At 67.8% G+C, this 26,516-nt stretch carries 23 protein-coding genes; 13 read left to right on the top strand and 10 right to left on the bottom strand.

Translation table 11 applies throughout. The features are described 5' to 3' along the window. Positions 1-193 precede the first annotated feature (193 nt). Positions 194-1,186, top strand: a complete 993-nt coding sequence (locus ACTPOI_RS15970; protein ID WP_440110526.1) for a Bug family tripartite tricarboxylate transporter substrate binding protein — start codon at positions 194-196, stop codon at positions 1,184-1,186. A gap of 212 nt (positions 1,187-1,398) precedes the next feature. On the opposite strand, the gene folK is transcribed toward ACTPOI_RS15970, so the two are convergent. The 4 genes from folK to hda form a co-directional block, all read right to left on the bottom strand. Beyond that, complete coding sequence (gene folK, locus ACTPOI_RS15965; protein ID WP_440112644.1) at positions 1,399-1,884, bottom strand: 2-amino-4-hydroxy-6-hydroxymethyldihydropteridine diphosphokinase; 486 nt, start codon at positions 1,882-1,884, stop codon at positions 1,399-1,401. 73 nt (positions 1,885-1,957) lie between these two features. After that, entirely contained in the window at positions 1,958-3,580 is a 1,623-nt protein-coding gene (gene pcnB, locus ACTPOI_RS15960) for a polynucleotide adenylyltransferase PcnB (RefSeq protein ID WP_440110524.1), read from the bottom strand. Between the two features lie 40 nt (positions 3,581-3,620). Beyond that, on the bottom strand, positions 3,621-4,331 hold the full coding sequence (locus tag ACTPOI_RS15955) for an HAD family hydrolase (RefSeq protein ID WP_440110522.1): 711 nt from the start codon (positions 4,329-4,331) through the stop codon (positions 3,621-3,623). 35 nt (positions 4,332-4,366) lie between these two features. Beyond that, positions 4,367-5,065, bottom strand: a complete 699-nt coding sequence (hda, locus tag ACTPOI_RS15950) for a DnaA regulatory inactivator Hda (RefSeq protein WP_440110520.1) — start codon at positions 5,063-5,065, stop codon at positions 4,367-4,369. 271 nt (positions 5,066-5,336) lie between these two features. Here hda and ACTPOI_RS15945 point away from each other — a divergent pair, with 271 nt between their 5' ends. From ACTPOI_RS15945 to ACTPOI_RS15935, 3 genes are all read left to right on the top strand, one after another. Then, a complete protein-coding gene (locus ACTPOI_RS15945; protein WP_440110518.1) occupies positions 5,337-6,554 on the top strand; it encodes an MFS transporter in 1,218 nt (405 codons plus the stop codon). A 76-nt stretch (positions 6,555-6,630) separates the two neighbouring features. Beyond that, positions 6,631-7,701, top strand: a complete 1,071-nt coding sequence (gene purM, locus ACTPOI_RS15940) for a phosphoribosylformylglycinamidine cyclo-ligase (protein WP_440110516.1) — start codon at positions 6,631-6,633, stop codon at positions 7,699-7,701. Positions 7,702-7,884: 183 nt separating this feature from the next. Then, complete coding sequence (locus tag ACTPOI_RS15935; protein WP_440112642.1) at positions 7,885-8,886, top strand: AI-2E family transporter; 1,002 nt, start codon at positions 7,885-7,887, stop codon at positions 8,884-8,886. A gap of 198 nt (positions 8,887-9,084) precedes the next feature. Here the strand turns inward: ACTPOI_RS15935 and ACTPOI_RS15930 are convergent, their stop codons facing one another. After that, complete coding sequence (locus ACTPOI_RS15930; RefSeq protein ID WP_440110514.1) at positions 9,085-10,239, bottom strand: extracellular catalytic domain type 1 short-chain-length polyhydroxyalkanoate depolymerase; 1,155 nt, start codon at positions 10,237-10,239, stop codon at positions 9,085-9,087. A 506-nt stretch (positions 10,240-10,745) separates the two neighbouring features. On the opposite strand from ACTPOI_RS15930, the gene ACTPOI_RS15925 reads away from it, so the two are divergent. The 3 genes from ACTPOI_RS15925 (at position 10,746) to ACTPOI_RS15915 (ending at position 13,126) form a co-directional block, all read left to right on the top strand. Next, the gene (locus tag ACTPOI_RS15925) at positions 10,746-11,306 is read left to right on the top strand and encodes a cysteine hydrolase family protein (RefSeq protein ID WP_440110512.1); all 561 of its coding nucleotides are present in this window, start codon (positions 10,746-10,748) and stop codon (positions 11,304-11,306) included. Beyond that, positions 11,303-11,953 carry a DJ-1/PfpI family protein gene (locus ACTPOI_RS15920; protein ID WP_440110510.1) on the top strand — a complete coding sequence of 217 codons (651 nt, stop codon included), beginning with the start codon at positions 11,303-11,305 and terminating at the stop codon, positions 11,951-11,953. Before ACTPOI_RS15925 ends, ACTPOI_RS15920 begins: the two co-directional genes overlap by 4 nt. A 132-nt stretch (positions 11,954-12,085) precedes the next feature. Beyond that, positions 12,086-13,126, top strand: a complete 1,041-nt coding sequence (locus ACTPOI_RS15915) for a GlxA family transcriptional regulator (RefSeq protein ID WP_440110508.1) — start codon at positions 12,086-12,088, stop codon at positions 13,124-13,126. 28 nt (positions 13,127-13,154) lie between these two features. Here the strand turns inward: ACTPOI_RS15915 and ACTPOI_RS15910 are convergent, their stop codons facing one another. Beyond that, the gene (locus tag ACTPOI_RS15910; protein WP_440110506.1) at positions 13,155-15,068 is read right to left on the bottom strand and encodes a methyl-accepting chemotaxis protein; all 1,914 of its coding nucleotides are present in this window, start codon (positions 15,066-15,068) and stop codon (positions 13,155-13,157) included. A 294-nt stretch (positions 15,069-15,362) separates the two neighbouring features. Here ACTPOI_RS15910 and ACTPOI_RS15905 point away from each other — a divergent pair, with 294 nt between their 5' ends. Both ACTPOI_RS15905 and ACTPOI_RS15900 read left to right on the top strand, forming a co-directional pair. Further along, a complete protein-coding gene (locus tag ACTPOI_RS15905) occupies positions 15,363-16,283 on the top strand; it encodes a LysR family transcriptional regulator (RefSeq protein WP_440110504.1) in 921 nt (306 codons plus the stop codon). Between the two features lie 364 nt (positions 16,284-16,647). Continuing rightward, entirely contained in the window at positions 16,648-17,526 is an 879-nt protein-coding gene (locus ACTPOI_RS15900) for a plasmid replication/partition related protein (RefSeq protein WP_440110502.1), read from the top strand. A gap of 74 nt (positions 17,527-17,600) precedes the next feature. Here the strand turns inward: ACTPOI_RS15900 and ACTPOI_RS15895 are convergent, their stop codons facing one another. Further along, on the bottom strand, positions 17,601-18,452 hold the full coding sequence (locus tag ACTPOI_RS15895) for a SirB1 family protein (RefSeq protein ID WP_440110500.1): 852 nt from the start codon (positions 18,450-18,452) through the stop codon (positions 17,601-17,603). Between the two features lie 93 nt (positions 18,453-18,545). Then, positions 18,546-20,111 (bottom strand): murein biosynthesis integral membrane protein MurJ, encoded by a 1,566-nt coding sequence (gene murJ / locus ACTPOI_RS15890; protein WP_440110498.1) that lies wholly within the window; start codon positions 20,109-20,111, stop codon positions 18,546-18,548. 266 nt (positions 20,112-20,377) lie between these two features. On the opposite strand from murJ, the gene rpsT reads away from it, so the two are divergent. Continuing rightward, complete coding sequence (gene rpsT / locus ACTPOI_RS15885) at positions 20,378-20,680, top strand: 30S ribosomal protein S20 (protein ID WP_069103429.1); 303 nt, start codon at positions 20,378-20,380, stop codon at positions 20,678-20,680. Between the two features lie 313 nt (positions 20,681-20,993). Here rpsT and ACTPOI_RS15880 read toward each other — a convergent pair whose 3' ends face one another. Continuing rightward, entirely contained in the window at positions 20,994-21,320 is a 327-nt protein-coding gene (locus ACTPOI_RS15880; RefSeq protein ID WP_440110496.1) for a DUF3579 domain-containing protein, read from the bottom strand. 263 nt (positions 21,321-21,583) lie between these two features. Here ACTPOI_RS15880 and ACTPOI_RS15875 point away from each other — a divergent pair, with 263 nt between their 5' ends. From ACTPOI_RS15875 to ACTPOI_RS15865, 3 genes are read left to right on the top strand one after another with little or no spacing between them, the layout of a single operon-like run. Next, positions 21,584-22,780 carry an aspartate aminotransferase family protein gene (locus ACTPOI_RS15875; protein WP_440110494.1) on the top strand — a complete coding sequence of 399 codons (1,197 nt, stop codon included), beginning with the start codon at positions 21,584-21,586 and terminating at the stop codon, positions 22,778-22,780. A 23-nt stretch (positions 22,781-22,803) separates the two neighbouring features. Next, a complete protein-coding gene (gene argF / locus ACTPOI_RS15870) occupies positions 22,804-23,724 on the top strand; it encodes an ornithine carbamoyltransferase (RefSeq protein WP_440110492.1) in 921 nt (306 codons plus the stop codon). An 18-nt stretch (positions 23,725-23,742) separates the two neighbouring features. Next, positions 23,743-24,423: an HD domain-containing protein gene (locus tag ACTPOI_RS15865; protein ID WP_440110490.1), complete on the top strand. Its 681-nt coding sequence runs from the start codon at positions 23,743-23,745 to the stop codon at positions 24,421-24,423. Positions 24,424-24,510: 87 nt separating this feature from the next. Here the strand turns inward: ACTPOI_RS15865 and ACTPOI_RS15860 are convergent, their stop codons facing one another. Continuing rightward, positions 24,511-26,496, bottom strand: coding sequence for a S9 family peptidase (locus ACTPOI_RS15860; RefSeq protein ID WP_440110488.1), 1,986 nt, complete (start codon positions 26,494-26,496; stop codon positions 24,511-24,513). Positions 26,497-26,516: the final 20 nt, after the last annotated feature.

Raw genomic sequence — 26,516 nt, 5'->3', positions numbered from 1 at the left:
AGTATTTGCAACGACGCAGACCACCCGAGACCGCAGATGCACACGGCGCGGTGATTCGTGCAGAGGGTCCCATAGGGCTGGCCCGGGAAAGCTGGCCCGCGCAATGAGTCTGGGCGCTACGGCCCGGATGGCCCCGTGCACGCCACGGGTTATGCCCGACGACAGCAGGGCGGCACCTTTGCACAATGGCGGCATGACGCGCAGACACCTCCTCCTTACCAGCACCGCGGTTGCCGCGGCCCTTTTCTCATCCTTTGCGGCGCCGCTGGCGCTGGCGCAAGACAACGCCGGCCAGCCCATCAAGCTGGTGGTGCCCTATGCCGCCGGCGGCCCGATCGACGTGACCGCACGGGCGCTGGCCGAGCGCGTGCGCGAATCACTGGGTACCGTGGTCATCGACAACAAGGCCGGTGCAGGCGGCAACATCGGCGCAGACGCCATCGCCAAGGCCGCGCCCGACGGCCTGACCATCGGCATCGCGGCCACCGCCACGCATGCGGTCAACCCTTGGCTGTATTCAAAAATGCCCTACGACGCCGGCAAGGACTTCGCCGGCATCACGCAGATGGTGCGGGTGCCCAATGTGCTGGTCATCAATGCCGCGCGTGCCGAGCAACTGAAGATCAACACCGTGGCCGACCTGATCGCCTACGCCCGGGCCAACCCGGCCAAGCTGAACTACGGCAGCGGCGGCAACGGCAGTGCGGGGCACCTGGCAGGCGAGATGTTCAAGCAAAGGGCTGGCATCTTTGCGCTGCACATCCCCTACCGCGGCGCCAACCCCGCGCAGCTGGCGCTGCTGGCGGGCGAGGTGGATTTCAACATCGACAACCTGGCAGCCGCTGCGCCCAACATCCGCTCGGGCAAGCTCAAGGCGCTGGCCGTGACCTCGCTGGAGGCCTCGCCCTCGCTGCCCGGCGTGCCATCGCTGTCGGCCACGTTCAGCGGCTTCTCCATTGACACCTGGTGGGGCCTGGTGGCCCCAGCTGGCACGCCACGGCCCGTCATCGACAGGCTCAACAAGGCTTTTGTGGCGGCGCTGAATGCGCCCGAGACGAAGACCCGCTTTGGCGCATTGCTGGCCGAACCCGTGCCCACCACGCCCCAGCAGTTTGACGCCTTCATGGCCAGCGAGCGCGCCAAGTACCAGCAGGTGGTGAAAGCGTCGGGCGCCAAGGTGGACTGACGGTCAGGCGCCGCACTGGCGGGCTTCGCAAGCCCGTTGCGCCCATGGCGTTGCGCCGCCCCTGGCGCGGTCTGTTCGGGTGTGTTGGAAGGGCAATAGCGGACGCCGCCTGGCCGTATGAGCGGCGGAGCGCTTCTGCCCGCAGCAGGTTGCCTGTCAGTCGTTTTCAGGTCTTTTTGGTCTGAAGCCCTTAATTTATCTGCACCGAATGCTCACTTTTCAGGAGCATCCAATCCGCTCTGCCGATCGGCCCATCCAGAGCCTTCCAGCATGCGGATCGCCTGCAATGCCACGGCTTCCAGGGCTGCGGCGGTCACCCGGTGCGGCGCCAGGTCGGACAGCGGGCGCAGCACGAAGGCGCGCTCCATGATGCGTGGATGGGGCACGGTCAGCTCGGGCGTGCCGATGCTTTCATCCCCGAACCACAGGATGTCCAGGTCGAGCGTGCGCGGTGCGTTGCGGTAGGGGCGCTCGCGGCCTGCATCCAGCTCCAGCGCCTGCAGGGCCTGCAGCAGGGGCAGCGGGGGCAAGGTGGTGGCGAGCTCGGCCACGGCGTTGAGGTAATCGGGCCCGCCCGCATCCACGGGGGCGCTGGCGTACAAGGCAGACACGCGCTGGACGCGTGTTCCGGGCAGACGGTCCATGGCGGCCAATGCGGCGCGCAGGGCACCCTGGCGGTCGCCCAGGTTGGCCCCCATCCCCACATAGACCTGCACCGGTTGCGATGCAGGTACGGCACCCGATGGCAGCACCGCGCCAGGCGTGGGCGTGTCAGTCACCGGCCGCTGCAGAGGCCGGGGCGTTGTCGCCGCCCGCAGACTCACCACCGCCGGGCTTGCGGCGACGACGGCGGCGCTTCTTGGGCGCATCGCCCTGGCTGGCCAGTTCGCCCTCGCCATCACCCTCGCCGGCGGGGCCTGCACTGCGGGGTGCAGAGTCTTGCCCGTCGGGCGCGCGGGCGGGCGCGGGCGCTGCACTGCGCGGCACGCGCTTGACCACCGGCTGCGCCTTCTGGCGGGCCTTCTGTTCTTCGCGGGCCTGGTCCATCAGGTCTTCGCGGCGCTCGTCGTCGGCGGTCTGGAAGTCCTGCCACCACTCGGCCAGCGCTTCCTCGACCTCGCCCACATCGGCACGCAGGCGCATGAAGTCAAAACCTGCGCGGAAACGCGGCTGCATGACCATGCCGAACGGCGTGCTGCCCACGCGCTTTTCAAAGCGTGGCTGCATGACCCAGATCTCGCGCATGTCGGCAGCCAGTTTGCCGCGGCCCGACACATCGCCAATGCGCTTGTCGAACACTTCGTCGATGGCGTCCTGCAGCGCGGGCAGCGGGTGCTGGCGCTGGTTCAGGCGCAGCTCCCAGCCATTTCGCACGTCTTCCCACAGCACGCAGGCCAGCAAGAAGCTGGGGGCCACGGGCTTGCCTTCATTCACGCGGCGGTCGGTGTCGATGAGCGCGGCTTTCACAAACGGCGTATCGGCGCGCTCCACGGCCACGTCCAGCAGCGGGTAGATGCCCCGGGCCATGCCCAGCTTGCGCAGCTGCTCGATGCTGGCCAGCGAGTGGCCGGTCTGCAGCAGCTTGAGCATTTCGTCAAACATGCGGCTTTGCGGCACATCGGCCAGCAGGGCCTGCGACTGCACCAGCGGTGCGGCCGTCTTGCTGTCGATGGTGAAGCCCAGCCCGCTGAGCTTGGCGGCAAAGCGCACGGCGCGGATGATGCGCACCGGGTCTTCGCGGTAGCGCGTGGCGGGGTCGCCAATCATGCGCAGCGTCTTCTTCTTGGCGTCCTGGATGCCCTTGTGGTAGTCCACCACGATCTGGCTGACCGGGTCGTAGTACATGGCGTTCACGGTGAAGTCGCGGCGCGTGGCGTCTTCGTCCTGCGGGCCCCACACGTTGTCGCGCAGCACGCGGCCGCTGGCGTCCACCGCATGCTGCATGCCCGACAGTTGGGCCTTGCTGGTCTTTTCGTTGCCGGTGACCTGGCCGGCCGTGGTGTTATCAAGATACGCGCGGAAGGTCGAGACCTCGATGACTTCATGCTCGCGGCCCCGGCCGTGCACCACGTGCACGATGCGAAAGCGCTTGCCGATGATGAAGGCGCGGCGGAACAGCCCCTTGACCTGCTCGGGCGTGGCGTTGGTGGCCACGTCGAAATCCTTGGGGCGCAGGCCCAGCAGCAGGTCGCGCACAGCGCCGCCCACGATGTAGGCCTCATACCCTGCCTGCTTGAGCGTGGCCACCACCTCGGCGGCACGGCGGTCCACCAGCTCGGGGTTGATGCCGTGGACGGTGACGGGCACCTCTTCGCGCTTGCCGAAATGGGGCTTGCCGCCCGAGGTGCCGGGCGTGGATTTGCCCATCAGCTTGTCTAGGAACTTCTTGATCATGGGTAGGGGAGGTGTCAGGGGGTCTGCGCGCGCGCAGTGGTCAGGCCGTTGCCGGGCTGGCTGGGGCTGCAAACAGGTCCAGTATGCGCCAGCCGCGCTCCTGGGCCAGGGTGCGCAGGCGCGGGTCGGGGTTGGTGGCCACGGGGTGGTTCACCTTTTCCAGCAGGGGCACGTCGTTCATGGAGTCGCTGTAGAAAGTGCTTTCCACATCGCCCCAGGCCAGCTGCCGCGCTGCCAGCCATTGTTCCATGCGGCGCACCTTGCCTTCGCGCATGGTGGGGATGCCGTCGATCTCGCCGGTGTACCAGCCGCTGGCATCGCGCACCAGCTGCACGGCCAGAAGCTGCGGCACGCCCAGCGCCTGGGCGATGGGCGTGGTCACGAACTCGTTGGTGGCCGTTACGATCAGCACCTCGTCGCCCGCTGCCTGGTGCTGGCGGATCAGGTCGAGCGCCTGGGGCTTGATGGCCGGGGTGATCACTTCGCGCATGAACTGCTGGTGGGCGGCCGCTGCAGCCTCGGGCCCGCGCAGGCGCACGGCCTCGGTGGCAAAGCGCACGTAGTCGTGCACATCCAGCGTACCGGCCTGGTAGTGGGCATAGAACTCGTCGTTGCGGCGCGCGAACTCCACGGGGTCGTTCCAGCCGATGCGGATGGTGAACTCGCCCCACTCATAGTCGGAGTCGAGCGGCAGCAGCGTATGGTCCAGGTCAAACAGCGCAAGCCGCAGACGACGGGGTTCAGAAGTCATTCGGATTCACAAAGGGCAATAAGGGGCGCGCAGCATCATTCCGACTCGAGCATGGTTTTCAGCAGCGGAATCGTGATGGCGCGCTGGGTGCGCAGCGCAAAGGCATCCAGCTGGTCCAGCAGCTGCATCAGGCTGCCCAGGTCGCGCGAGAAGCGGTTGAGCATGTAGTCCATGACGTCGTCGCCCAGGAACACGCCGCGGGCGTCGGCCTCCTGGCGCAGCACGGCGCGGCGCTCGGCCTCGCCCAGCAGCTGCAGCTGGAACACATGGCCCCAGCCCAGGCGGCTGCGCAGGTCGTCGCGCAGCGGCAGGTCGGCCGGGGGCAGGTTGCCGGCGGCCAGCACCCAGCGCTGGCTGCCGCTGGCCGGGCTGATGGCGTTCACAAACCAGTTGAAGGCCGTGGCCTGCAGGGCGGTGCTGTACAGATGCACGTCGTCCATCACCACGGCGGCCCAGTTCTCGTCGAACTCGGGTGGCTCGGCCACAGAGGGGTCGAGCCAGCCCACGCCATTGCCCTGTTCGCGCAGCGCGTGGCGCACGGCCTGCAGCAGGTGCGTCTTGCCACTGCCGGGCTCGCCCCACAGGTAGGTGGGCACCGGCGAACGCGTGGCGACGCTGCTGCCATCGCCAGCGGCCAGGCGCAGGTGCTGCAGGGCGGCCTCGTTGGGGCCGGCAAAGAACCGGGCCAGCGTGGGGCCCGAGGCCAGGCCGATGTCCAGCGCCAGCTGCTTCATGCGCGGCAGGCGGCGGGCATGAAGCCCTCCGGCACGGTGGATGCGAAAGCGGCGGGCATGGGCAGGTTCGGGATCAGGATCGCAAGGGGAAAAGAAGGTGTCCGGGGGCGCCTGCCGCAGTAGCAACGGGCGCCAGCGACGCACTGGCTCCGGGCTCAATGCGGCCCGAGGGCGCCCGGGGTGCGGCGACAATGCTACGGATTTTAGTCTGCCGCCAGCGCCCGGGCTGCCGGCCCGCCGCCGCACCACCCCACTCCGCCCAAGACCCGCCATGACCCCTGCCGATCCCGCCTCCCGGCGCCTGCCCGGCGCCATCTGGGCCCTGGGCTTCGTGAGCCTGCTGATGGATGTCTCGTCCGAGATGATCCACAGCCTGCTGCCCGTGTTCATGGTGGCCACGCTGGGGGTGAGCATGGTCACCGTAGGCCTGATTGAAGGCGCGGCCGAGGCCACGGCCCTCATCGTCAAGGTCTTCTCGGGCGCGCTCAGCGACTGGTGGGGCAGGCGCAAACCGCTGGCCGTGCTGGGCTACGGGCTGGGCGCGCTGTCCAAACCCCTGTTTGCGCTCGCCACCACCACCGGCTGGCTGGTCACCGCCCGGCTCATGGATCGCGTGGGCAAGGGCATCCGCGGGGCGCCGCGCGATGCCCTGGTGGCCGACATCGCGCCGCCCGAGCAGCGCGGTGCGGCCTTCGGGCTGCGGCAGTCGCTCGATACCGTGGGCGCGTTCCTCGGCCCGGTGCTGGCCATTGCGCTGATGTTGCTGTGGGCCAACGACTTCCGCGCGGTGTTCTGGGTGGCCGTGATACCCGCCGTGCTATGCGTGGTGCTGCTGGTGGTGGGCGTGCGCGAACCCGAGCGCGCCCCCGGCGCCGTGCGCACCAACCCCATCCGCCGCGAGAACCTGCGCCGGCTGGGCGGTGGCTACTGGTGGGTGGTGGCGCTGGGCGCCATCTTCACCCTGGCACGTTTCAGCGAGGCGTTTCTGGTGCTGCGCCTGCAGCAGGACGGGCTGGGCCTGGCCTGGACGCCGCTGGTGCTCATCGTGATGAACGTGGTGTTTGCGGCGGGCGCCTACCCGCTGGGCAAGCTGTCCGACCGGGTCAGCCACCACCGGCTGCTGGCCGCCGGGCTGGTGGTGCTGATCGCCGCTGATGCCCTGCTGGCCTGGCGGGGCCACGGCCCGGCGGCCTGGGCTGGCGTGGCGCTGTGGGGCCTGCACATGGCCATGACGCAGGGCCTGCTGGCCGCCATGGTGGCGCACCACGCCCCCGCGGACCTGCGCGGCACGGCTTTTGGCATGTTCAACCTGGTCAGCGGGGTGGCGCTGCTGCTGGCCAGCGGCGTGGCCGGGCTGCTGTGGGACCAGCTGGGCCCGCGTGCCACGTTTGCGGCCGGAATGGGCTTTGGCGCACTGGCGCTGGCGGGCGTGCTGTGGCGCGGCGCCACCGCGCGGCAGGCGCCAAAGCCAGACCTGCCGCAGGGCTGACGGGTTACTGCCGGGCCGCACCCTTAAAATCGCGGATTCCCGCCCCGTCTGCGGGCCACCTGCACATTTATCTTCCATGAGCTCTTCTGCCTCCTCCACCCCCATTTCCTACAAAGACGCCGGTGTTGACATCGATGCAGGCGACGCACTGGTCGAGCGCATCAAGCCGCTGGCCAAGAAGACCATGCGCGAAGGGGTTCTGGCAGGGATCGGCGGCTTTGGCGCGCTGTTTGAAGTGCCCAAGCGCTACAAGGAACCCGTGCTGGTGTCGGGCACCGACGGCGTGGGCACCAAGCTCAAGCTGGCGTTTGAATGGAACATGCACGACACCGTGGGCATCGACCTGGTGGCCATGAGCGTGAACGACGTGCTGGTGCAGGGCGCCGAACCGCTGTTCTTCCTCGACTACTTTGCCTGCGGCAAGCTGGATGTGGACACCGCCGCCGCCGTGGTGGGCGGCATTGCCCGCGGCTGCGAGCTCTCGGGCTGCGCGCTGATTGGCGGCGAAACCGCCGAAATGCCCGGCATGTACCCCGCAGGCGAATACGACCTGGCTGGCTTTGCCGTGGGTGCGGTCGAAAAATCAAAAATTCTGACCGGCAAGGACGTGAAGCCCGGCGACGTGGTGCTGGGCCTGGCCTCGGCCGGGGTGCATTCCAACGGCTTCAGCCTGGTGCGCAAGTGCATCGACCGCGCGGAAAGCCAGGGCACGGTGCCCGCCACGCTCGACGGCAAGCCCTTCAAGCACGCCGTGATGGAGCCCACCCGCCTGTACGTGAAGAACGTGCTGGCTGCGCTGGCCGCCCACCCGCACGCGGAAGGTGCCGGCGGCATCAAGGCGCTGGCCCACATCACCGGCGGCGGCCTGCTGGAGAACATCCCCCGCGTGCTGCCCGAAGGCACTGCCGCCCACCTGAAGAAGGGCAGCTGGCCCCAGACCGAGCTGTTCGCGTGGCTGCAGACCACTGCAGGCATAGACGACATCGAGATGAACCGCACGTTCAACAACGGCATCGGCATGGTGGTGGTGGTTGACGCCGCCGCGGCTGCGGCCACGGCCGCCACGCTGCGTGCCGCTGGCGAGGCGGTGTACGAGATCGGCGTGATTGCCGCCCGCGGCGACGGCGCTGCCGTGACGGTGGGCTGAACACAGCCCCGCGCGCTCCCTTAACCCGCCCTCCACACCCGGCCCCGCAAGCGCATGGCGCTCCCCCCTGCCCTGTACGAGACCAGCCCCGACGCGCCCCCACCGCCCGGCAGCGCCCCGGTGGCCGACCCTGCAATTGCATTGCCCGCACCACCGGGCCCTGTGCTGACGCGCGGCGTGGTCATGGCCAGCTACCTGCTGGTCGCAGGCACGCTGCTGCTGGTGATGTGGCGCGGCCTGCTGCCCGGCCTGCTGTGCGTGTGCCTGGGCTTTTTGCTCACGCGCTGGCTCACCGGCTGCCTGGTGAAGGCGGCGCGCCGCGTCAGCAACACGCCGGTGCGCACCTTGCGCCTGGCGCAGGTGGCCGCGGCCGGGGTGGTGATGCTGCTGCCGCTGGCCCTGCTGGCCATCGGACTGACGCATTCACGCGGTTACCTGGTGGAAGCGCCCCAGCAATACCGCGAGCTGCTCGACTACATGGCCCGCACGGTGCTCGAATTGCGCCTGAAGCTGCCGCCCGACATGGCCGCCCATCTGCCCGAAGGCGCCGCTGAAATCCAGCGCACCATCGCTGCCTACCTGGGCGCCAAGGCCGGCGCGCTGGCCATGGCGGGCCGCGCGTGGCTGGCCGGGCTGCTGTTTGCCTACGTGGGCCTGCTGATCGGCGCGCTGGCCGCCGTGCGCCCACCCCCGGTCGACCTGGGGCCGCTGGCGCAGGCGCTGCGCACCCGCATCATCCTGTTTGGCGAGGCCTTCCGCCAGATCGTGGCCGCGCAGTTCTGGATTGCCGCGTTCAACACCGTGCTGACGGCGCTGTTCCTGCTGTTCGTGCTGCCCATGTGGGGCATGACGCTGCCCTACACGCCCATGCTGATCACCTTCACGTTTGTGGCGGGGCTGGTGCCCATCGTGGGCAACCTGGTGTGCAACGTGGTCATCACCATCGTGGGCCTGTCTGTGTCGCCGCTGACGGCTGCCGCCTGCCTGGGTTTCCTGATCCTGATCCACAAGGCCGAGTACGTGATCAACGCCAAGGTGGTGGGCCGCCGCACGCACATGGGCGTGTGGGAGCTGCTGTCGGTGATGTTTGTCTCCGAGGCCGTTTTTGGCCCCGCCGGGCTGGTGGCGGCGCCGCTGTTCTACGCGTACCTCAAGAAGGAACTGGTGGCCGTGCGGCTGGTGTAACGGCCCAGACACCGCCACCCAGCCATCACAAGCCCGGTACCGCCGGGCTTTTTTACGCCCGTGATAGCGGAGCGGCGTTGCCCGATGCCGAGAGGGCTCCACGCGGGTGGCGCGGGCACCCATCACCAACCCGTCAATTTGCTATTTTATTGATAGCAATACAGGCAAATAAGCCGAGCACCATCGGCCTGTTTGACCTCAAACCACTGCTTTACGGCCCTGAAACTGCCGCGCAACAAACGCCCAGACCAGCGCAGAAGCGTCCGGCCCATCCGGGTCGCTATAGGGAAGGCTGGCAGCGCCGCCGCTCCAGGCGTGGGCCAGGCCATGCACTTCGCGCAGCGTGACCACCGTGCGGCCGCGGGCCTTGAAGTCGGTCACCCGCATGGCGTACCGCTGGCCGCGCTGCAGCGTGCGCACCGGGCCAGGGCGGGCCCCCAGCGCGTCGGCCCACAGCGCAGCCGCCGCGGTGGCGTTGCGCAGCGACACCACACCATCAGCATCGCCGTGCACCACCAGCAGCGGGGGCAGGTGCCGGGCGGCCTGCTCCGTGCGCGAAGCTGATGCCGTCGCGGCGACCACCGCACGGGTCGCACTGGCGCCCTCCCCCGCTGCATCCACCGGCGGCAGGTCGGGCAAAAAAGCCTCGCGCCGCCCCTGCATGGCCACCAGCGCGGTGCCAGACGATTCGGCCGTGCCGGGCGCCACGCCCGAATGCATCACCACCGCGCAAAAGCGCGACGGGTACAGCGCTGCCATCAGCACGGCCATGCTGGCCCCGGCTGACAGGCCCGCCACCGCCACCCGGCCCAGGTCCACCGGGTAGCGCAGAGCCACCTTGTCGACCGCGGCCAGCAGCGTGGCGGCTTCGGCGTCGGCCTTGCCGCTGCGCCGCTCAAACCAGTTCCAGCAGCCATGCGCGTTGGCCACACGCTCCTGTTCGGGGTACAGCACCAGAAAGCGCTCGCGTGCGGCCAGCCGGTTCATGCGCGTGCTGACGGCCAGGTCCCGCCCCGTCTGGCCGCAGCCGTGCAGCATCACCACAAGAGGCAGCTTCTCGCCCGGGCGCAGGGCCAGCCCGGGGGGCACAAACAGGTGGTAGCGGCGCGCCCCTGCCGGCCCCGGGGCCAGGCCGCCCACCCATTCGCCGCGCGCCAGCGCGGGCTTGCGCGGCGCGGGCCGCTTGCGCACCACGGCAGCGGCCAGGCGCGGCTTGGCCACCGCCTTGACCAGCGCCTTTTTGGCCGCCGGCCGCGCACGCGGCGGGCGAGTGGCGCGGGCCAGCACCTTCAGGTTGCGGTGGTAGGCCCGGGTCAGCGCCGACAACGAAAACAGGGAGGTACTGCGGGCCATGGGTAGGAGGATTAGGGTGCGGCCAGTGCAAGGCCACGATCACCAGAACAAGGGAAAACCCGAATCACCATAACAGCTTCCCTGGACAGGAGCTGTAGGCCAGGGTGCCCGGCAGTGGGTGCGAAGCACTCGGCCAGGGCGGGCGGGGAAGGTGGGGTGGCGCAGAGTCCGCCAGCAGCGCACCATTTACTATTACTTTCATAGCATCAGAACCAATTAATACATGGGCTACCGGCCTTTTCGTATCAAATGTGCGTTCCAGGGCCGTTTCTGGGCACCTGGGAACCCTCCCTCCCTCTGCGCCTATAGGGATGGAGCCGGCGGGTGCCGCGCCATGTCGGCGTGCCCCCATCGCAGGTGCCGGCAGCACCTCTGACCCGTGTGCACATACCTGGATGCCCTATCTGTCTCAAAATGACTGATATCCGGCCGCTACAGACCGGCCAGAACGCTCCAGCCGCTGGAAGATAAAGCCCTGTCCCACACCCATCTTCTGGAAGAGCTTCATGAAAACCTGTCTGATAGTGATTGATGTGCAAGAGTCTTTCCGCCACCGCCCGTACTTCACCGAGCACGGCCTGCCCGCCTATCTGGCCGCGCAGAACGCGCTGATCGACGGCTGTGTGGCGCGCGGGGTGCCAGTGGTGCGCATCTTTCACAGCGAAGGCCCCGAGGTGGAAGCCAATGCGTTCTCGCAGGTGTCGGGCCATGTGCGGCCGCTGCAGGGCCTGGCCGCATTCGAGGCCGCCGCCACCTTCACCAAATCGCGCCACAGCGCACTGGTGGGCACGGGGCTATCGGTGTGGCTCACACAGCATGGTATCCAGCGGCTGATCGTGAGCGGCATCCGCACCGAACAATGCTGCGAAACCACCACGCGCCATGCCTCCGACCTCGGCTTTGCCGTGGACTTTGTGACCGACGCCACGCTGACCTGGGACATGCAGCAGCCCGACGGCCGCACGCTGGCAGCCGCCGACATCAAGGTGCGCACGGCCACGGTGCTGCAGGACCGCTTTGCCACGCTGTGCACCGTGGCGCAGGCCCTGGGCAGGGCAGCCCCATGAGCAGCGCCGCCCTGCCTGCCACGCCCCTGCCCCGGCCGCTGCACGTCGCCATCCTGGTGTTTGACGACGTGGAAGCGCTGGACCTGGGCGGGCCGTACGAGGTGTTCACCACCGCCAGCCGCATGCACCATCGGCTGCACCCGGGCGCAGCCGACTTGTTCAGCGTGACATGCGTGGCGCGCAGCACGGCCCCGGTGCGGGCACGCGCAGGCCTGCGGGTGCTGCCAGACGCCGCCTTTGCAGACCTTGCCAGCGCACCGCCGCCCGATGTGCTTATCGTGCCCGGCGGCGTGGTCGATGCCGCCGCGGCCTGCCCCGAAACGCGGGCCTGGGTGGCGCAGGCCGCCGCGGGTGCGCAAATCACCGCATCGGTATGCACGGGCGCCTTCATGCTCGCTGCGGCCGGGGTGCTGACGCACGGGCCTGCCACCACCCACTGGGAGGACGTGGCCGACCTGCGCCAGCAGTACCCGACCCTGGATGTGCAGGAAAATGTGCGCTGGGTGGACTGCGGCGCCCTTGTCACCTCAGCCGGCATCAGCCCAGGCATCGACATGAGCCTGCACCTCGTCAGCCGCCTGGCCGGTGCCACGCTGGCGCAGCGCACGGCACGCCAGATGGACACGCCGTGGAACCCGCAGCCGTGAGCCCGCCGCCAGCGCGCTGCCCTCGTGGCTACCGGAACACGCTGGCTGGCAGCCTTCGGCGCATGGCATCCGCCCATGACCAGGCAGGCGCGCTGGCCCCGAGCGCTGCGCGCCCAGCATAAGGACCCATTGATGCAGGCCACCCTGTCTTCGCCAACCGGCTCACCCGCCTCAACCGCCGCATCCGCGCCCATCCATGTCTATTTCGCGCTGCTGCCCGGCAGCCTGGTGCTGGACTGGGCCGGCCCGGCCGAGGCCTTGCGCATTGCCAACCAGGCACTGGTGGCCCAGGGGCAGCCCGCCCGGTTTGTGCTGCACTTCGTGAGCCCCACACCCGAATCCGTTACATCGGTCGGCGCGGTGCTCACCGGCCTGGCCCCGCTGCCCACCACGCTGGCTGCACCCGCCTGGGTGGTGCTGGTGGGCCTGGCCGGTACGCACATCGACGTGCAGGGCGATGAAGCCCGCGCCCTGCTGCACTGGCTGCGCGGCCTGCGCCCGGTCGCGGGGCGGCTGGAGCTCATCACCGTCTGCGCGGGCTCGGTGCTGGCGGCGCATGCCGGTCTGCTGACTGGCCGCCGCGCCACCACCCACCACCAGCACCTCGATGAACTGGCTGCGGTAGACCCGGGCTGCGACGTGGTGGCCAACCGGGTCTTTGTGGCCGATGGCGCCGTGTACAGCAGCGCGGGCGTTACCACCGGCATCGACCTGCTGCTGCACCGCCTGTCGGACACCTGCGGCCCGGCGCTGGCAGCCCAGGTGGCGCAGGCCATGGTGGTGGCCTTGCGGCGCGGACCGGATGACCCGGAGTTTTCACCCTTCATGCACCACCGCAACCACCTGCACCCCGCATTGCACCGCGTGCAGGATGCGGTGGCCCAGCAGCCGCAGGCCGAGTGGAACGTGCCGCATATGGCGCAGGTGGCGCACACCTCGCCACGGCACCTCACACGGCTGTTTCTGGAACACGCGGGCATTGCGCCCCTGCAGTACCTGCGGCGGATCCGCCTGGCCACTGCCGAAGCCGCGCTGCGCTCGGGCCAGAACGTGACGCAGGCCGCGCTGATGGCAGGGTTCAGCTCGGACACGCAGCTGCGCCGCGCCTGGCACCAGTTCGGGCAGGGCGGAACGCCGTCACACAGCGCCCGGCAACGCCCGGCCGCCACCTGAGCCGCGTTCCGACCGGGGCGGGGCGGGGTCAGGCCAGGCGGAACCGCTGAAGCTCGGCCATCAGCACTTCTGCCTGCTGGTGCAGTGCGGCGGCGGCACCCGCGGTTTCTTCCACCAGCGCAGAGTTCTGCTGGGTGTCGCGGTCCAGCGTCTGAATGGCCTGCACCACCTGCTCAACCCCGGCGGCCTGCTCCCGCGAGGCGCCCGAGATGTCGGTCAGGTGGCCCTTGATCTGCTTGGCGTTGGCCACCACGGATTCCATGGTCTGGCCAGCATCACCCACCACGCGGGTGCCGCCTTCAACCTTTTCGACACTCGCTGTGATCAGGCTCTTGATCTCCCGGGCGGCTTCGGCACTGCGCTGGGCCAAGCTGCGCACTTCACTGGCCACCACTGCAAAGCCGCGGCCTGCTTCGCCGGCGCGCGCTGCCTCCACCGCTGCGTTCAGGGCCAGGATGTTGGTCTGGAAGGCAATGCCGTCGATCACGCCGATGATGTCGCCAATCTTGGCCGACGAGGCCTGGATGTCGCGCATGGTCTGCACCACCTGCGCGATGACCTCGCCCGCACGTTCGGCCACCTGTGCGTTGGTGCCCGAAAAATCCGACGCCGCCCGGGCGCGCTCGGCCGTACCAGCCACCGTGGTGCCGATCTGCTCCATGGCCGCAGCCTGTTCCTCCAGCGATGCAGCGCTGGCCTCGGTACGGGCCGAGAGGTCCATGCTGGCCGATGAGATCTCTTCTGCCGTGTGGTTGAGCTCGCGCGCCGAATGCCCCACGTTGCGGATCAGGTTGTAGAGCGAGTCGTAGGTGTGGCGCAGGTCCACGATCACTGCGGCGGGTTCGTCCTTGCCCCAGGGCTGCTCGGGCGCCTTGCGCAGGTCGCCCGACGCCATTTCGTTGAGGTGCTCGCTGATCAGGCGGAGCCCGCCGCGCGTCACCAGGAAGAAGCAGTAGAAGAAATAGGCGGCCAGCAGCACAAACACGGCGGCCACCGAGCCCAGCAACACCAGGCGCTGCTGCAGCCCAGCGATGCGGTCGGCGAGCAGCCTGTCGAGGGCGGGCAGCGCGTTGTCGCTCATGCGCATGAGCTGGGCGAGCGCGGCATCGCCGCGCTCGAAGAACGCAGTTGGCGTGAGCTTGTCGTCGGCAAGCAGCTTTTCCAGGTCGGACGCAAAGGCCAGATAGGTTTTGGCCGCTTCCAGCGGCTGCAGGTTCAGCGTGCCCTTGAGCTGTGGGTTGTGCGCGATGCTGCGCTCCATGAAACGCCCGATCTCGGCAGCACCCGCGTCCGCCTTGGCCGCCCAGACGGTGTAGCGCTTGAGGTCTTGCGTGGGCAAGGTGGCCTGCTTGAGCCGAGACTGTGCGAGCGCATACGTACCCCAGCCCCAGGTCTGGCCCATGTTCTCGGCCAGGGCAGGCATCACCAGCACCATGGAGTTGATGATGTAGAAACTGTCGACATCCGGGTCGAGCACCAGGCCGGAACGGTCTCCCGCCTCATTGATGAGCAGGGCAAGCGCCTTGCTCACGGGGCCAAAAACCGTGCCCCCCTGCGCGTCCACGCCATTCTTGGCGGACGCTGTTTCGGCCCACGCCGCCTTGAATTCCTTCACCCGTCCACTCAGGGCCAGGGGATCGCCGCTGTCGTTGACGTGTTTTTCAAGCGCTGCCAAGGCCGCGTCGGTTTCAGACCGAGCGGCGGCGTAGCGGCTGGACAAATCCAGGCCTCCCAAGGAAGCCCGCGTCACGTTGCGAATGGACAGCACACCCGCCTTGACAGCGTTCAGGCGGGCGATGACGGCCACGCCATGGCGCTCGTTCTTGGCAAACTGGATCTGGTCGTTTTGCGACGCCACGAAAAAGTAAAGCGCCATCGCCAGCGGCACGATGAAAAGCGCACAGATGATCAGCGCCTTGTAGGCAAAGCTGATGTTGCGCATTAATCGAACGCCCGGGGCCCACACCCCGTGTGCTGCAAAAAGGCTGGCTGGTGCTGGCTGGCTGGCCGGAGCAAAGGCCCCGGGGGCCTGAAAAGTCGTCAGGGATGCTGGTGGGGTAGCGAGCGTCATGGCGGGACAGGCAAACGTGGTGCGGAATGGCTTTGACCGAAGCCCACTCCCGGCCCATCCGGGGAGCAGGCCGATACACCGTATCGGGGCTCAGCCCGCGCGTCCAATGCATTATTGATACAGAATCAATGCGTTTGATACATATTCCTACCCGGAGACTCCCCCATGGATCTGCACCGCCTCCAGCACGTCATCGCTCTCGCAGAGACAGGGCACTTCGGCCGGGCCGCGCTGCGCGCGCACATCAGCCAGTCGGCCCTGAGCCGCAGCATCCAGGCGGCGGAGCGGGAGTTTGGATTTGCGTTGTTTGACCGCAACGGCGCGTCGGTAACGCCCACCACAGCGGGCAAATTCATCATCGAGCGCGCGCACAAGCTGCTGTTTGACAGCCGCTGCCTGATGCGCGACGCCGACCTGTACCGTGAGCGGCGCATCGGGGCACTGGCGTTCGGCACGGGCCCCTATTCGGGCGCGGTGTTCCTGCGCACGCTGTTGATCACGTTGCGGCAGCACTTTCCGCAGGTGCAGGCGCGGGCGGTCATGGGCGGCTCGGACCCGCTGCTTGCCCAGCTCAAGACCGAAGAACTCGACTTTTTTCTGGGAGATATGCGCACGCTCCGCTCCGATGCCGACCTTGTGGTGACGCCGCTGGTACAGATGGAGGCCGCCTTCTTTGTGCGGCCTGGACACCCCCTGTTGGCAGAGGCCGTCATCACCCCCGCCATGCTGCTCACGCACGGGATTGCCAGCGTTCGCGCACCGCACGACGTCAAAGTGGCCCTGGGCAAGGCCATGGGCCTGCAGAACGATACGCCCGTGCCCCAGGTGATTGAACTGGACGATCTGGGCGCGCTCAAGGACATCGCCATGCAGACGGACACCGTGATTGGCTGCGCGGTAGCGGCCACGCACGATGAGGTAGCGACCCGGCGGCTGGTGCGGCTGCAGGTGCCAGCCATGCCACCCATGCACGCCATGATCGGCATCGTGGTGCTGCGTGGCCGCACGCTCTCGCCCATGGCGCAGTGGGCCTGCGACCATCTGCAGCAGCGGGCCCGGCACATGCTGCCGGGGAGCGGTGCATAGCTGGCGCCGCGCCGGTTGCATGGCGCGCCTGCGCAGCCGCCTCCAGAAAAAAATCGGGGTACGAGCATCCGTAGCGGTGCGGCCCGGCACAGGTCTTCAAGGGACTGCGCATGCTCCGAGACAACGTCCTTTTGCCAGCGTCAGGGCAACCCCCGTGGTCCGTCCGCCATGAGCTGGCCGCATCGGCCAGCGGAATTCCCGAGGGCACTGCATCGCGCACCCTACAATCGCGCCCCCCGCACCGCCGGTGCCCACGCGCCCGCACGGTAGCAGATCATTGGCTGCAAAGTGCGACACACCGGCTTCGCGTCGACGCCTTTCTCCGCACAGGCTACTGGCCGGCCCTGACTCCCTGATCCCATCCATGAACATCGTCGTCAACGAAGAACTCAAAGCCTATATCGAGCCGCTCACACCCGATGAGCACGAAGCGCTGGAGCGCAGCCTCCTGGCCGAGGGCTGCCGCGACGCGCTGGTGCTGTGGGGCGATGTGCTGGTGGATGGCCACAACCGCTACGGCATCTGCCAAAAGCACGGCATCCCGTTCCAGACCGTGCAGAACCCGCGCTTTCAGTCGCTGGAAGACGTGCATCTGTGGATGATCGACCAGCACCTGGGCCGGCGCAGCGTGTCGGACTTCCAGCGCGGCGTGCTGGCGCTGCGCAAGCGCGAGATCGTGGCCGGGCGCCGGGCGCGCGCGCAGGGTGCCGCCCCCGCTGCGGGCTCGCAGCCTGGCGAGGCCCCGGCAACGGGCGGCACAGACCAGCCGGCCGACCTGCCCGAAGCCCAGGCATTGACCAGCCGCGAATCCATTGCAAGGGCGGCCCGGCTAAGCAGCAGCCAGGTGGTGATGATCGAAAAGATCCAGAAGCAGGCCGCGCCCGAGCTGGTGCAGGCCGTCAAGGCCGGCGCCATCTCGATCAACGCAGCCGCTGCAGTGGCCACTCTGCCCGCAACGGAGCAGGTGGCCGCCGTGGCCGCGGGCAAGGACGAGCTGCGCCAGGCGGCCAAGCGCGTGCGCGAGGAACAAAAACGCAACCGCAAGCCCCGCGAGGGCAAGGCCGAAACGGGCGAGACAAGGGATGAGGGTGAAGGCGCATCTGCGTCGGTTGCAGCCCATGGCGACGAAGAAGTGCACGCACTGCGCCAGCGCGTGGCCGAACTCACGGCCGAAAACGCCGAACTGCGCCGGTTACTGGCGCAGGCTCAGGCAGCACAGCCGGCAGACAGCCCGCCGTTTTAACCGGGGGCCGTGGCGCGCCCGGTTGAGCGGGAAAGCTCAGGTGCGGAAAGTCAGGTGAGAAAAGCGCAGCGGGTTCAGTGGTGTGGTCCGCGCAAGGCGCTCAGCCGGTCGGCGATCAGGTCCACATCCAGACCATCTTCCACGTTGTCCAGATAGGCCTCCAGGTCCGCCACGGCCTGGCTGGCATCGCCGCGCTCGGCATGGGCCAGCCCGCGGTCGCGGCGCTCGCCCCAGGCCTGGGGCAGCAGCACGATCAGCCGGTCCTGCACGGCCACCAGGCGCTGCCAGTCCTGTTGCGAGCGGTGCACTTCCTTGAGGTTGCGCAGCATGCGCGCAATGATGTCGCGTGGCGTGGCGGCCTGCAGGTACAGGCCCAGCGGCACGTCGTAGTCGTCCACCAGGCCGCTTTGGCGCTTGTAGGGCTCCAGCCGCTCGGCCAGCTCTTCGCGGCTGAGCGACTGGCCCGTGATCGGATCGAGCACCACCTGCCCCTTGGGCAGCAGCACCTTGACCATGAAGTGGCCCGGAAACCCGATGCCCCGGGCGTGCAGGCCCAGGCCCTGCGCAAGCTCCATCCATACCACCGCCAGCGATATCGGGATGCCGCGGCGCGTGCGCAGCACGGCGTTGAGGTAGCTGTTCTCGGGGTCGTAGTAGTTGTTGACGTTGCCGGCAAAACCCAGGTCCACGAAGAAGAACTGGTTGAGCGTGCGCAGCCGCTGCAGCGAAGGCGCATCGGCCGGGAGCCGGCGCTTGAGTCGGGCCAGCATCTGGTCGACATCGCCCAGCAGCTGTTGCACGTCCAGCTCGGGGTATTCATCCTGCGCCAGGCTGGCGGCCGCCTCCAGCAGCGGGAAGTGATCGTCGCTTTGCACCAGCGATGCAAAGTACTCCAGCGAGGTGGGCACGGAATAGCTCAGGGTCATGGCACAGTTTTAAGGGGGTGGCCCTGCGGCGTCAAGCAGCAGAACACGCGGTTTCAAGGGGCAATTCCGGTCGTCATGGCCCATGCATGCAGGTCAGCGGCGCAGCATCTGCCGCAGTTTGAGGCCCGCAGCCCAAAGTGCACCGAAATAGAGCACGGCAGAGGCCGCCATCAGCGCGGCCAGCAGGCCCACCCGCTGCAGGCTCTGGGCGCGCATGGCGATCCAGTCGAAGTGCTGCGAGCTCCACACCAGCAGCACCGCCAGCAGGGCACTGGCCGCTACCACCTGCAGCACAAACTTGCCCCAACCCGGCTGGGGCTTGAAACTGCCCCGGCGCAGCAGGCCCACCAGCAGCCATACGGCATTGATGAGTGCCCCCAGCCCGATCGACAGCGCCAGCCCCGCGTGCGCGATGAACGGCACGAGGGCAATGTTGAGCAGCTGGGTGATGACCAGCACGGCAATGGCGATCTTGACCGGCGTGCGCACATCCTGGCTGGCGTAATAACCGGGCGCCAGCACCTTGATGGCCACCAGGCCGATCAGCCCCGCGCCGTAGCCCGACAGGGCCACCGCGATCTGCCCCACATCCGAATCGGCCAACTTGCCGTGGTGGAACAGCGTGGCGACCAGCGGTGTCGAGAACGTGAGCAGCGCCACCGCACAGGGCACGGCCAGCAGCACCACAATGCGCAGCCCCCAGTCGAGCATGGCCGAATATTTCTGCGCATCGCCCGCCGCCTTGGCTGCCGTGAGCTGCGGCGTGAGCACCACGCCCAGCGCCACGCCCAGCAGTGCAGTGGGGAATTCCATCAGGCGGTCGGCATAAAAAAGCCAGGTCACGCTGCCCGGCGTGAGGTACGACGCAATCTGCGTGTTGATCATCAGCGAGATCTGCGCCACGCCCACACCCAGCAGGATGGGCCCCATCAGGGTGAGCACGCGGCGCACGCCGGGGTCGGCCCAGGCGCTGCGCACGCGGCCCCAGGTGACGCCAATGCGCGGCAGCAAACCCAGCCGCGCCAGTGCCGGAATCTGCACCGCCAGCTGCAGCACGCCCCCGAGCATCACGCCGCCGGCCATGGCATAGATGGGCGGGATGCCCCGGGCCTCCAGCTGGGGCGCGCCCAGCCAGGCGGCGCCGATCATGCACAGGTTGAGCAGCACCGGCGATGCGGCGGGCACGGCAAAGTGCTTCCAGGTATTGAGGATGCCCGCGGAGAGCGCCACCATCGACATGAAGCCGATGTACGGGAACATCCAGCGCGTCATCAGCACGGCGGCGTCATAGGCCTCGGGGGTCTGGCGCAGGCCGCTGGCCAGTGCCCATACCAGCGCGGGCGCACCCAGAACGCCCGCCACGCACACGATAAGCAGCACCCAGGCCAGGGCAGTGGCCACCGCCGCGATCAGCGTGCGGGTGGCGTCGTCGCCCTGCTGCGTGCGCGTGGTGGCCAGTACCGGCACAAAGGCCTGGCTGAAGGCGCCTTCGGCAAACAGGCGGCGAAACAGGTTGGGGATGCGGAAGGCAACGTTGAATGCATCGGTCAGGGCGTTGGCCCCGAAGACGGACGCCATGAGCAGGTCGCGCGCCAGGCCCGTCACGCGGGAGGCCAGGGTCAGCAGGGAAACGGTAGAGGCAGCTTTGAGCAGGGACACCCGTGGGAGTGTATGTGCTGCGGCAGGTACGGCAGTGGCGGCAGGGCGGCCTGCAGGCATGGGTGGCGACAAGGTTCACTCCGCAAGGAAAAGAACCAGTCTCCGATGGCTGTGTGAGCCAGGGATGAAGTCTGTGCGCCCGGCGTGAAGTGCACAGCCATGCGGCGGGCTGCCGCCTGCCGAATGTGCGACAGGCTGCAGAAATGCCGGCTGGGCTATAATCGTCGGCTTTGCTGGCAACATCCACAGACTCTAAGGAATAAACAATGGCATCCGCAAAACCCAAGAAGAAGAACCCGCGCCTGGCGTCGGGCCGCAAGCGCGTCCGTCAGGACGTCAAGCTCAACGCTGCGAACACCTCGCTGCGCTCCAAATACCGTACCGCTGTCAAGAACGTCGAAAAGGCTGTTCTGGCTGGCGACAAGACCAAGGCGACTGAACTGTTCGCCAAGATGCAAGCCGTGGTGGACACCGTGGCCGACAAGGGCATCTTCCACAAGAACAAGGCAGCTCGCGACAAGAGCCGTCTGTCTGCCAAGGTGAAAGCCCTGGCCCTGGCAGCAGCCTGATTTTCATCGCCTGCTCCGGCAGGCAAACAGCCCGAACGGCATGTGCCGTTCGCCGTTTGTAACGGGTGCGCTGCCAGCAAAGAAAAACGACCAAACCGCCTTCGGGCGGTTTTTTCGTTTCCAGAGCAACCATTCCGATCGAAGGGGTCCAGCGTGCGGCCAGCCCATGCCTTTTGGGCGCGGTCGCAGGCAAAGTCGGGCAGGCTACGGTGTGACAACCGGTGCAAGCCAGCAAAGCGGGCCTGCCCACAGGCCAATGATGCGGAAAACTATGTTGCCTCGGTGCGCTCACCGGGCACACGCACCCAGAGGCTCAGGCCTTGGGCTGCGGGGGGGCGTCGGGCAGCAGGCAGGCCTCGGCCACCTGCAGGTTGTTGTCGCGCGCGAAATTGATGACGAAATCCCAGGCCATGGGCTCGTGGTCGCGCAGGTCGCTGTGCACCACCACGCACTTCACGCCATTGAGCGTGGTCGGGATGCACCAGGGCGAATAGCTCAGGTGGCTCCCGGGGCGGGCCCCGCCCGGGCGGAAGCTGCTCATCACCCCGGCCAGCCGTTCGGCCCAGTCGCTGGGTCGAAAGGTTTTCCCATCGTGGGTGATGCCCTGGATGAAGACTTCTTTGGCGGAGGGAGAAACCATCGGATTGGGTTGGTGGGGGTGGCGGAGGCACAGGATCACTGCATGCTGCACCGCAACGCGAGATTCTAACTCTTATATAAGAGCTGGCTCTCTAATTCCCCGCCAACGCGCTCCGGCGCTACCGCCGCAAAGGGATGGCCAGCATTGCAGTAATGCGTATTCGTCAACAGATGGGCTGCACGCTCCCCCTAGAATCGTGCTTCGATTTCAGGGGCACATGGCCACAAGCCGCCCCACCACCGTACCGTCTGGAGATTTGTGCAATGACCGCTTCCACACCGGCAGCTTCGCCCCACGTGATGAACACCTATGGCCGCGTACCGATTGCGCTGGCCCGCGGGCAGGGCAGCCGAGTCTGGGATGTGAACGGCAAGGAATACCTGGACGGCCTGGGCGGCATTGCCGTGAACACGCTGGGCCACAACCACGCCAAGCTGGTGCCCGCGTTGCAGGACCAGCTGACCAAGCTCATCCACACCTCCAACTACTACCACGTGCCCCTGCAAGAGCAGCTGGCAGCCAAGCTGGTGGAGCTGTCGGGCATGACCAACGCGTTCTTCTGCAACTCGGGCCTGGAGGCCAACGAGGCGGCTCTCAAGATCGCACGCAAGTACGGCGTGGACAAGGGCATCGCCAGGCCCGAGATCGTGGTGTACGAAAAGGCCTTCCACGGCCGCTCGATTGCCACGATGTCGGCCACCGGCAACCCCAAGATCCACAGCGGCTTCGGCCCGCTGGTAGAGGGCTTTGTGCGCGTGCCCGTGAACGATATCGAAGGCATCAGGAAGGCCACCGAAGGCAACCCCAACGTGGTGGCCGTGTTCTTCGAGACCATCCAGGGCGAAGGCGGCATCAACCCCATGCGGGCCGAGTACCTGCAGCAGCTGCGCAAGCTGTGTGACGAGCGCGACTGGCTGATGATGATCGACGAAGTGCAGTGCGGCATGGGCCGTACCGGCAAGTGGTTTGCCCACCAGTGGGCGGGCATCGTGCCCGACGTGATGCCCCTGGCCAAGGGCCTGGGCTCGGGCGTGCCGATTGGCGCCGTGGTGGCGGGCCCCAAGGCCGCCAACGTGCTTCAGCCCGGCAACCACGGCACCACCTTTGGCGGCAACCCGCTGGCCATGCGCGCCGGGGTCGAGACCATCCGCATCATGGAAGAAGACGGCCTGCTGGCCCATGCCGCCATGGTGGGTGACCATCTCAAGGCCGCGCTGCAGCGCGAACTGGGCAGCCTGCCCGGCGTGAAGGAAATCCGCGGCCAGGGCCTGATGCTGGGCATCGAGCTCACCAAACCCTGCGGCGCACTGATCGGCCGCGCGGCCGAAGCCGGGCTGCTGCTGTCGGTCACGGCAGACACCGTGATCCGCCTCGTGCCCCCGCTGATCCTGACCCCCGCCGAGGCCGACGAAATCGTCGCCAAGCTGGTGCCCCTGGTTCAAGCCATCCTGGCCGAGTAAGCGCCGGGCCGCGAGACATTGCCATGAAACATTACCTGCAGTTCACCGACCTCAACGCCGACGAATACGCCTACCTGTTCGATCGCGCGGCCCTCATCAAGAAGAAGTTCAAGGCCTACGAAAAGCACCACCCGCTGGTGGACCGCACGCTGGCCATGATCTTCGAGAAGGCCAGCACCCGCACGCGCGTGAGCTTTGAGGCCGGCATGTACCAGCTGGGCGGCAGCGTGGTGCACCTGACCACCGGCGACAGCCAGCTAGGCCGCGCAGAGCCCATCGAGGACAGCGCCAAGGTCATCAGCCGCATGGTGGACCTGGTGATGATCCGCACGTTCGAGCAAAGCAAGATCGAGCGCTTCGCCGCCAACTCGCGCGTGCCCGTCATCAACGGCCTGACCAACGAATACCACCCCTGCCAGATCCTGGCGGACATCTTCACCTTCATCGAACACCGCGGTTCCATCCGCGGCAAGGTGGTGGCCTGGGTGGGCGACGGCAACAACATGGCCAACACCTGGCTGCAGGCCGCGGCGCTGCTGGGCTTCAAAGTACACGTCAGTACCCCCCGCGGCTATGAAATTGACGAGAAACTGGCCGCTGGCGCAGGTGGAATCAGCGCTGACTGCTATCAATTTTTCAGCGACCCGCTGGAGGCTTGCAAGGGCGCCGACCTGGTCACCACCGACGTGTGGACCAGCATGGGCTACGAGGCCGAAAACGAAGCCCGCCGCGTGGCCTTTGCCGACTGGTGCGTGGACGCCGAGATGATGGCCGCCGCCAGGCCGGACGCCCTCTTCATGCACTGCCTGCCCGCGCACCGCGGCGAAGAGGTCGAGGCCGACGTGATCGACGGACCGCAGTCGGTAGTGTGGGACGAGGCGGAGAACAGGATGCACGTGCAAAAGGCGCTGATGGAGTATCTGCTGCTGGGCAAGGTTGCCTGAACCTCCGGGGCCACGCCCATGCCCTGGCGCCGTCAGCCCGCTCACTGCGCTGAACTGCTGGCGCACTGGCAGTCCCTCGGGCAGGCTCTCCACCGCGACAACCCTGCGTGGCGCGCCGAAGGCCGCCGCCTGATCCTGGCCTGGGCGCGCTGGCCCCGCGCGTACCACGACACCAGCCACCTCTGGGCCTGCCTGCGGCATTGGCAAACGGTGCAGGACCAGGAACCCAGCGCGCTCGACAACCCGCACGCGGTGGCGCTAGCCCTGTGGTACCACGACGCCATCTACTGGCCGTGGAGCCGGCACAACGAAGAGCGCAGTGCCGATTGGGCCAGCCGCTTCATGCTGAGCCAGGATCTGCCCCATACGCTGGCCCAGACAGTGCACCAGCACATCCTGGACACCCGCCACACCCCCGGCCCACTCATCGGTGATGCCCGATGGGTGGTGGATATCGACCTGGCCATCCTCGGCCAGACCGACGCGGTGTATCGCCAGTTCGAGCGCAATGTGCGGCGCGAATACTTCTTTGTGCGCTGGCCGCGCTACGTGGCCGGGCGCAGCGCCGTGCTGCGGGGGTTTCTGGACCAGCCGCGCATCTATGGCAGCGACTGGTTTTTCGACCGCTGCGAGGCGCAGGCGCGCATCAATCTGGGCAGCGCACTTGCAGCGCTGGCCGAAGGCAGGCTCCATCAGTGAGCCAGGCCGCTTGAACGCATGCAGCGGTGGTTTGGATGCGTCGCCTGCACTTGCCGGCCGCAGAGCACCCTGCCATGCGGCGCCCCGTCAAAACGCCCACGCCCCCAGCTGGTAGTAGTCAAACCCGCTGGTGCGCCCGCCCAGGCATTTCGCCAGAAAGTCTTCGGTCTTGCGGTACATCGTGAGGTTGTTGGGCCAGCGCTGGTTGCCGTGGCCGTCGCCTACAAACGTGACGTAATCCACGTCCTTGCCCGCCTTGCGCAGCGCAGCCACCATCCACTCAGACTGCTCCAGCTTCACGCGCGGGTCGTTCACGCCGTGCATGATGAGGATGGGCTTTTGTGCATGGTGGGCGCGATTCAGGGGCGATTTGGCGTCCATGCGGGCGCGGTCTTCGGGCACGGCCGGATTGCCCACGTAGCGATGCCACCAGGGCAGGCCCAGTTCCCAGTACGGCGGCGCGGCCTCCAGCAGGCGGGCGATGTCGGTCACGCCCACCACGTCCACTGCACAGGCAAACACCTCGGGCGTGAAGGTGGCGCCCACCAGGGCCGAATACCCGCCGTAGCTGGCCCCGTAGATCGCCACGCGCTCAGGGTCGGCCACGCCGCGCTCTACCGCCCAGCGCACGCCGTCGATCAGGTCGTCATGCATGCGGCCGGCAAACTCGCCCATGGCTTTTTCCATGTGCGCGCGGCCATAGCCGCTGGAGCCGCGGTAATTGACCTGCAGCACGGCGTAGCCGCGATTGGCCAGGAACTGCTGCATGGCACGGCTGGTGGCGCCGTCGCCCCAGCGATCCCGCGCCCAGGGGCCGCCATGCACCAGCAGCACCATGGGCAGCCGCTGCGATGCCGCGCCCACAGGCCGTGTGAGGTAGCCATGGATGGTGAGCCCGTCACGGGCCGCATACGTGATGGGCTCGGTGGGCGCCAGGTCCTTGGCAATCAGGCTGAGCCGGTTCTCGCCCAGAAATCGGGGCGCTTGCCCCTCGCGCAGCAGGTAGGAGCGCGTGCCCCGGTCGGTGGCGACCGCCACCGTGAGCACCTTGTCGGTCTGGTCCGCGCTCGTCACCAGCACTTCTGCGGGGCTGTCGCCCACCAGCGCGGTCAGCTGGGCATTGAGGCCCGGGTCGAACACCTTGCGCGCGGGGTAGCCCGGCATGAAGTACGCGAGCAGGGGCTCGCGGGTGCGGCGGCTCAGGGTCACGTTGTCCAGGTCCACATCGGGCGAGGCAAACCACTCCTCCTCGACCCCGGTGGTCAGGTCCAGCCGCACCAGCGCCAGCTTGTCGCGCCCCCGGTTCGACAGCGCCCAGGCCTTGCGCCCCTCGTCATGCAGGCCAAAGACGTTCAGGGTGTCCCAGCGGCTGCGTTCTGCCACGGGCACCCACGTGCCGGGGTCTTTGCCCGGCCGCTCCAGCAGCACCTGCTCGCCCTTGATCTGCGCACGGGCACGCAGCTGGCCGGTGGTGTCTACGCCCCACCAGCTCACGTTGCCAGGGTTGGTGGCCATGAGCACCGGCGCACCGCCCGCCGGGTTCACGCGGTACAGGTCAAACACTTTCTTGTCGCGCTGGTTGGAGGTGACGATGAAGTCCGGCGACGCATCCACCGCCTCCGCAAAATGCGCCACCGACCGCGGCGCAGGCATCAGCTCGCGCAGCTCGGTGCCCGGGCCATCCACCGGCCCGGCATAGATGCGGGTGTTTTCATCGCCCGTAGGGTCGGCTGTGACGCCAAGCCAGCGGCTGTCTGCACTGAAGCGGATGGAGCGTGCACGGATGCGAAACGCCTTGGCGTCACCCCCATCGATGGACTGCACCCACACCGCGGGCACCACGCCATCGGTGCCAAACCAGGCAATGCGCTGGCCGTCCGGCGACACGCGATAGCCGCCCGTGGACTGCCGGCTGGCGACGAAGTCGCGCACGGGCACCAGCTCCGGCAGCTGGGCGCCTGCCAGCGCCGGGTGCGTGGGCCCGGTGGCGCAGCCCGACAGGGCCAGCGCTACCGCCAAAGCCGCTGCGGCGCGCCACCTCCATTGCCACGCCGTTGCGTTGGGTTGTGCCATGTTTTTTGCTCCGTCCCGTT

Source organism: Acidovorax sp. BL-A-41-H1 (genome assembly GCF_051942715.1).
This window is presented reverse-complemented; position numbering and strand designations above follow the sequence as displayed.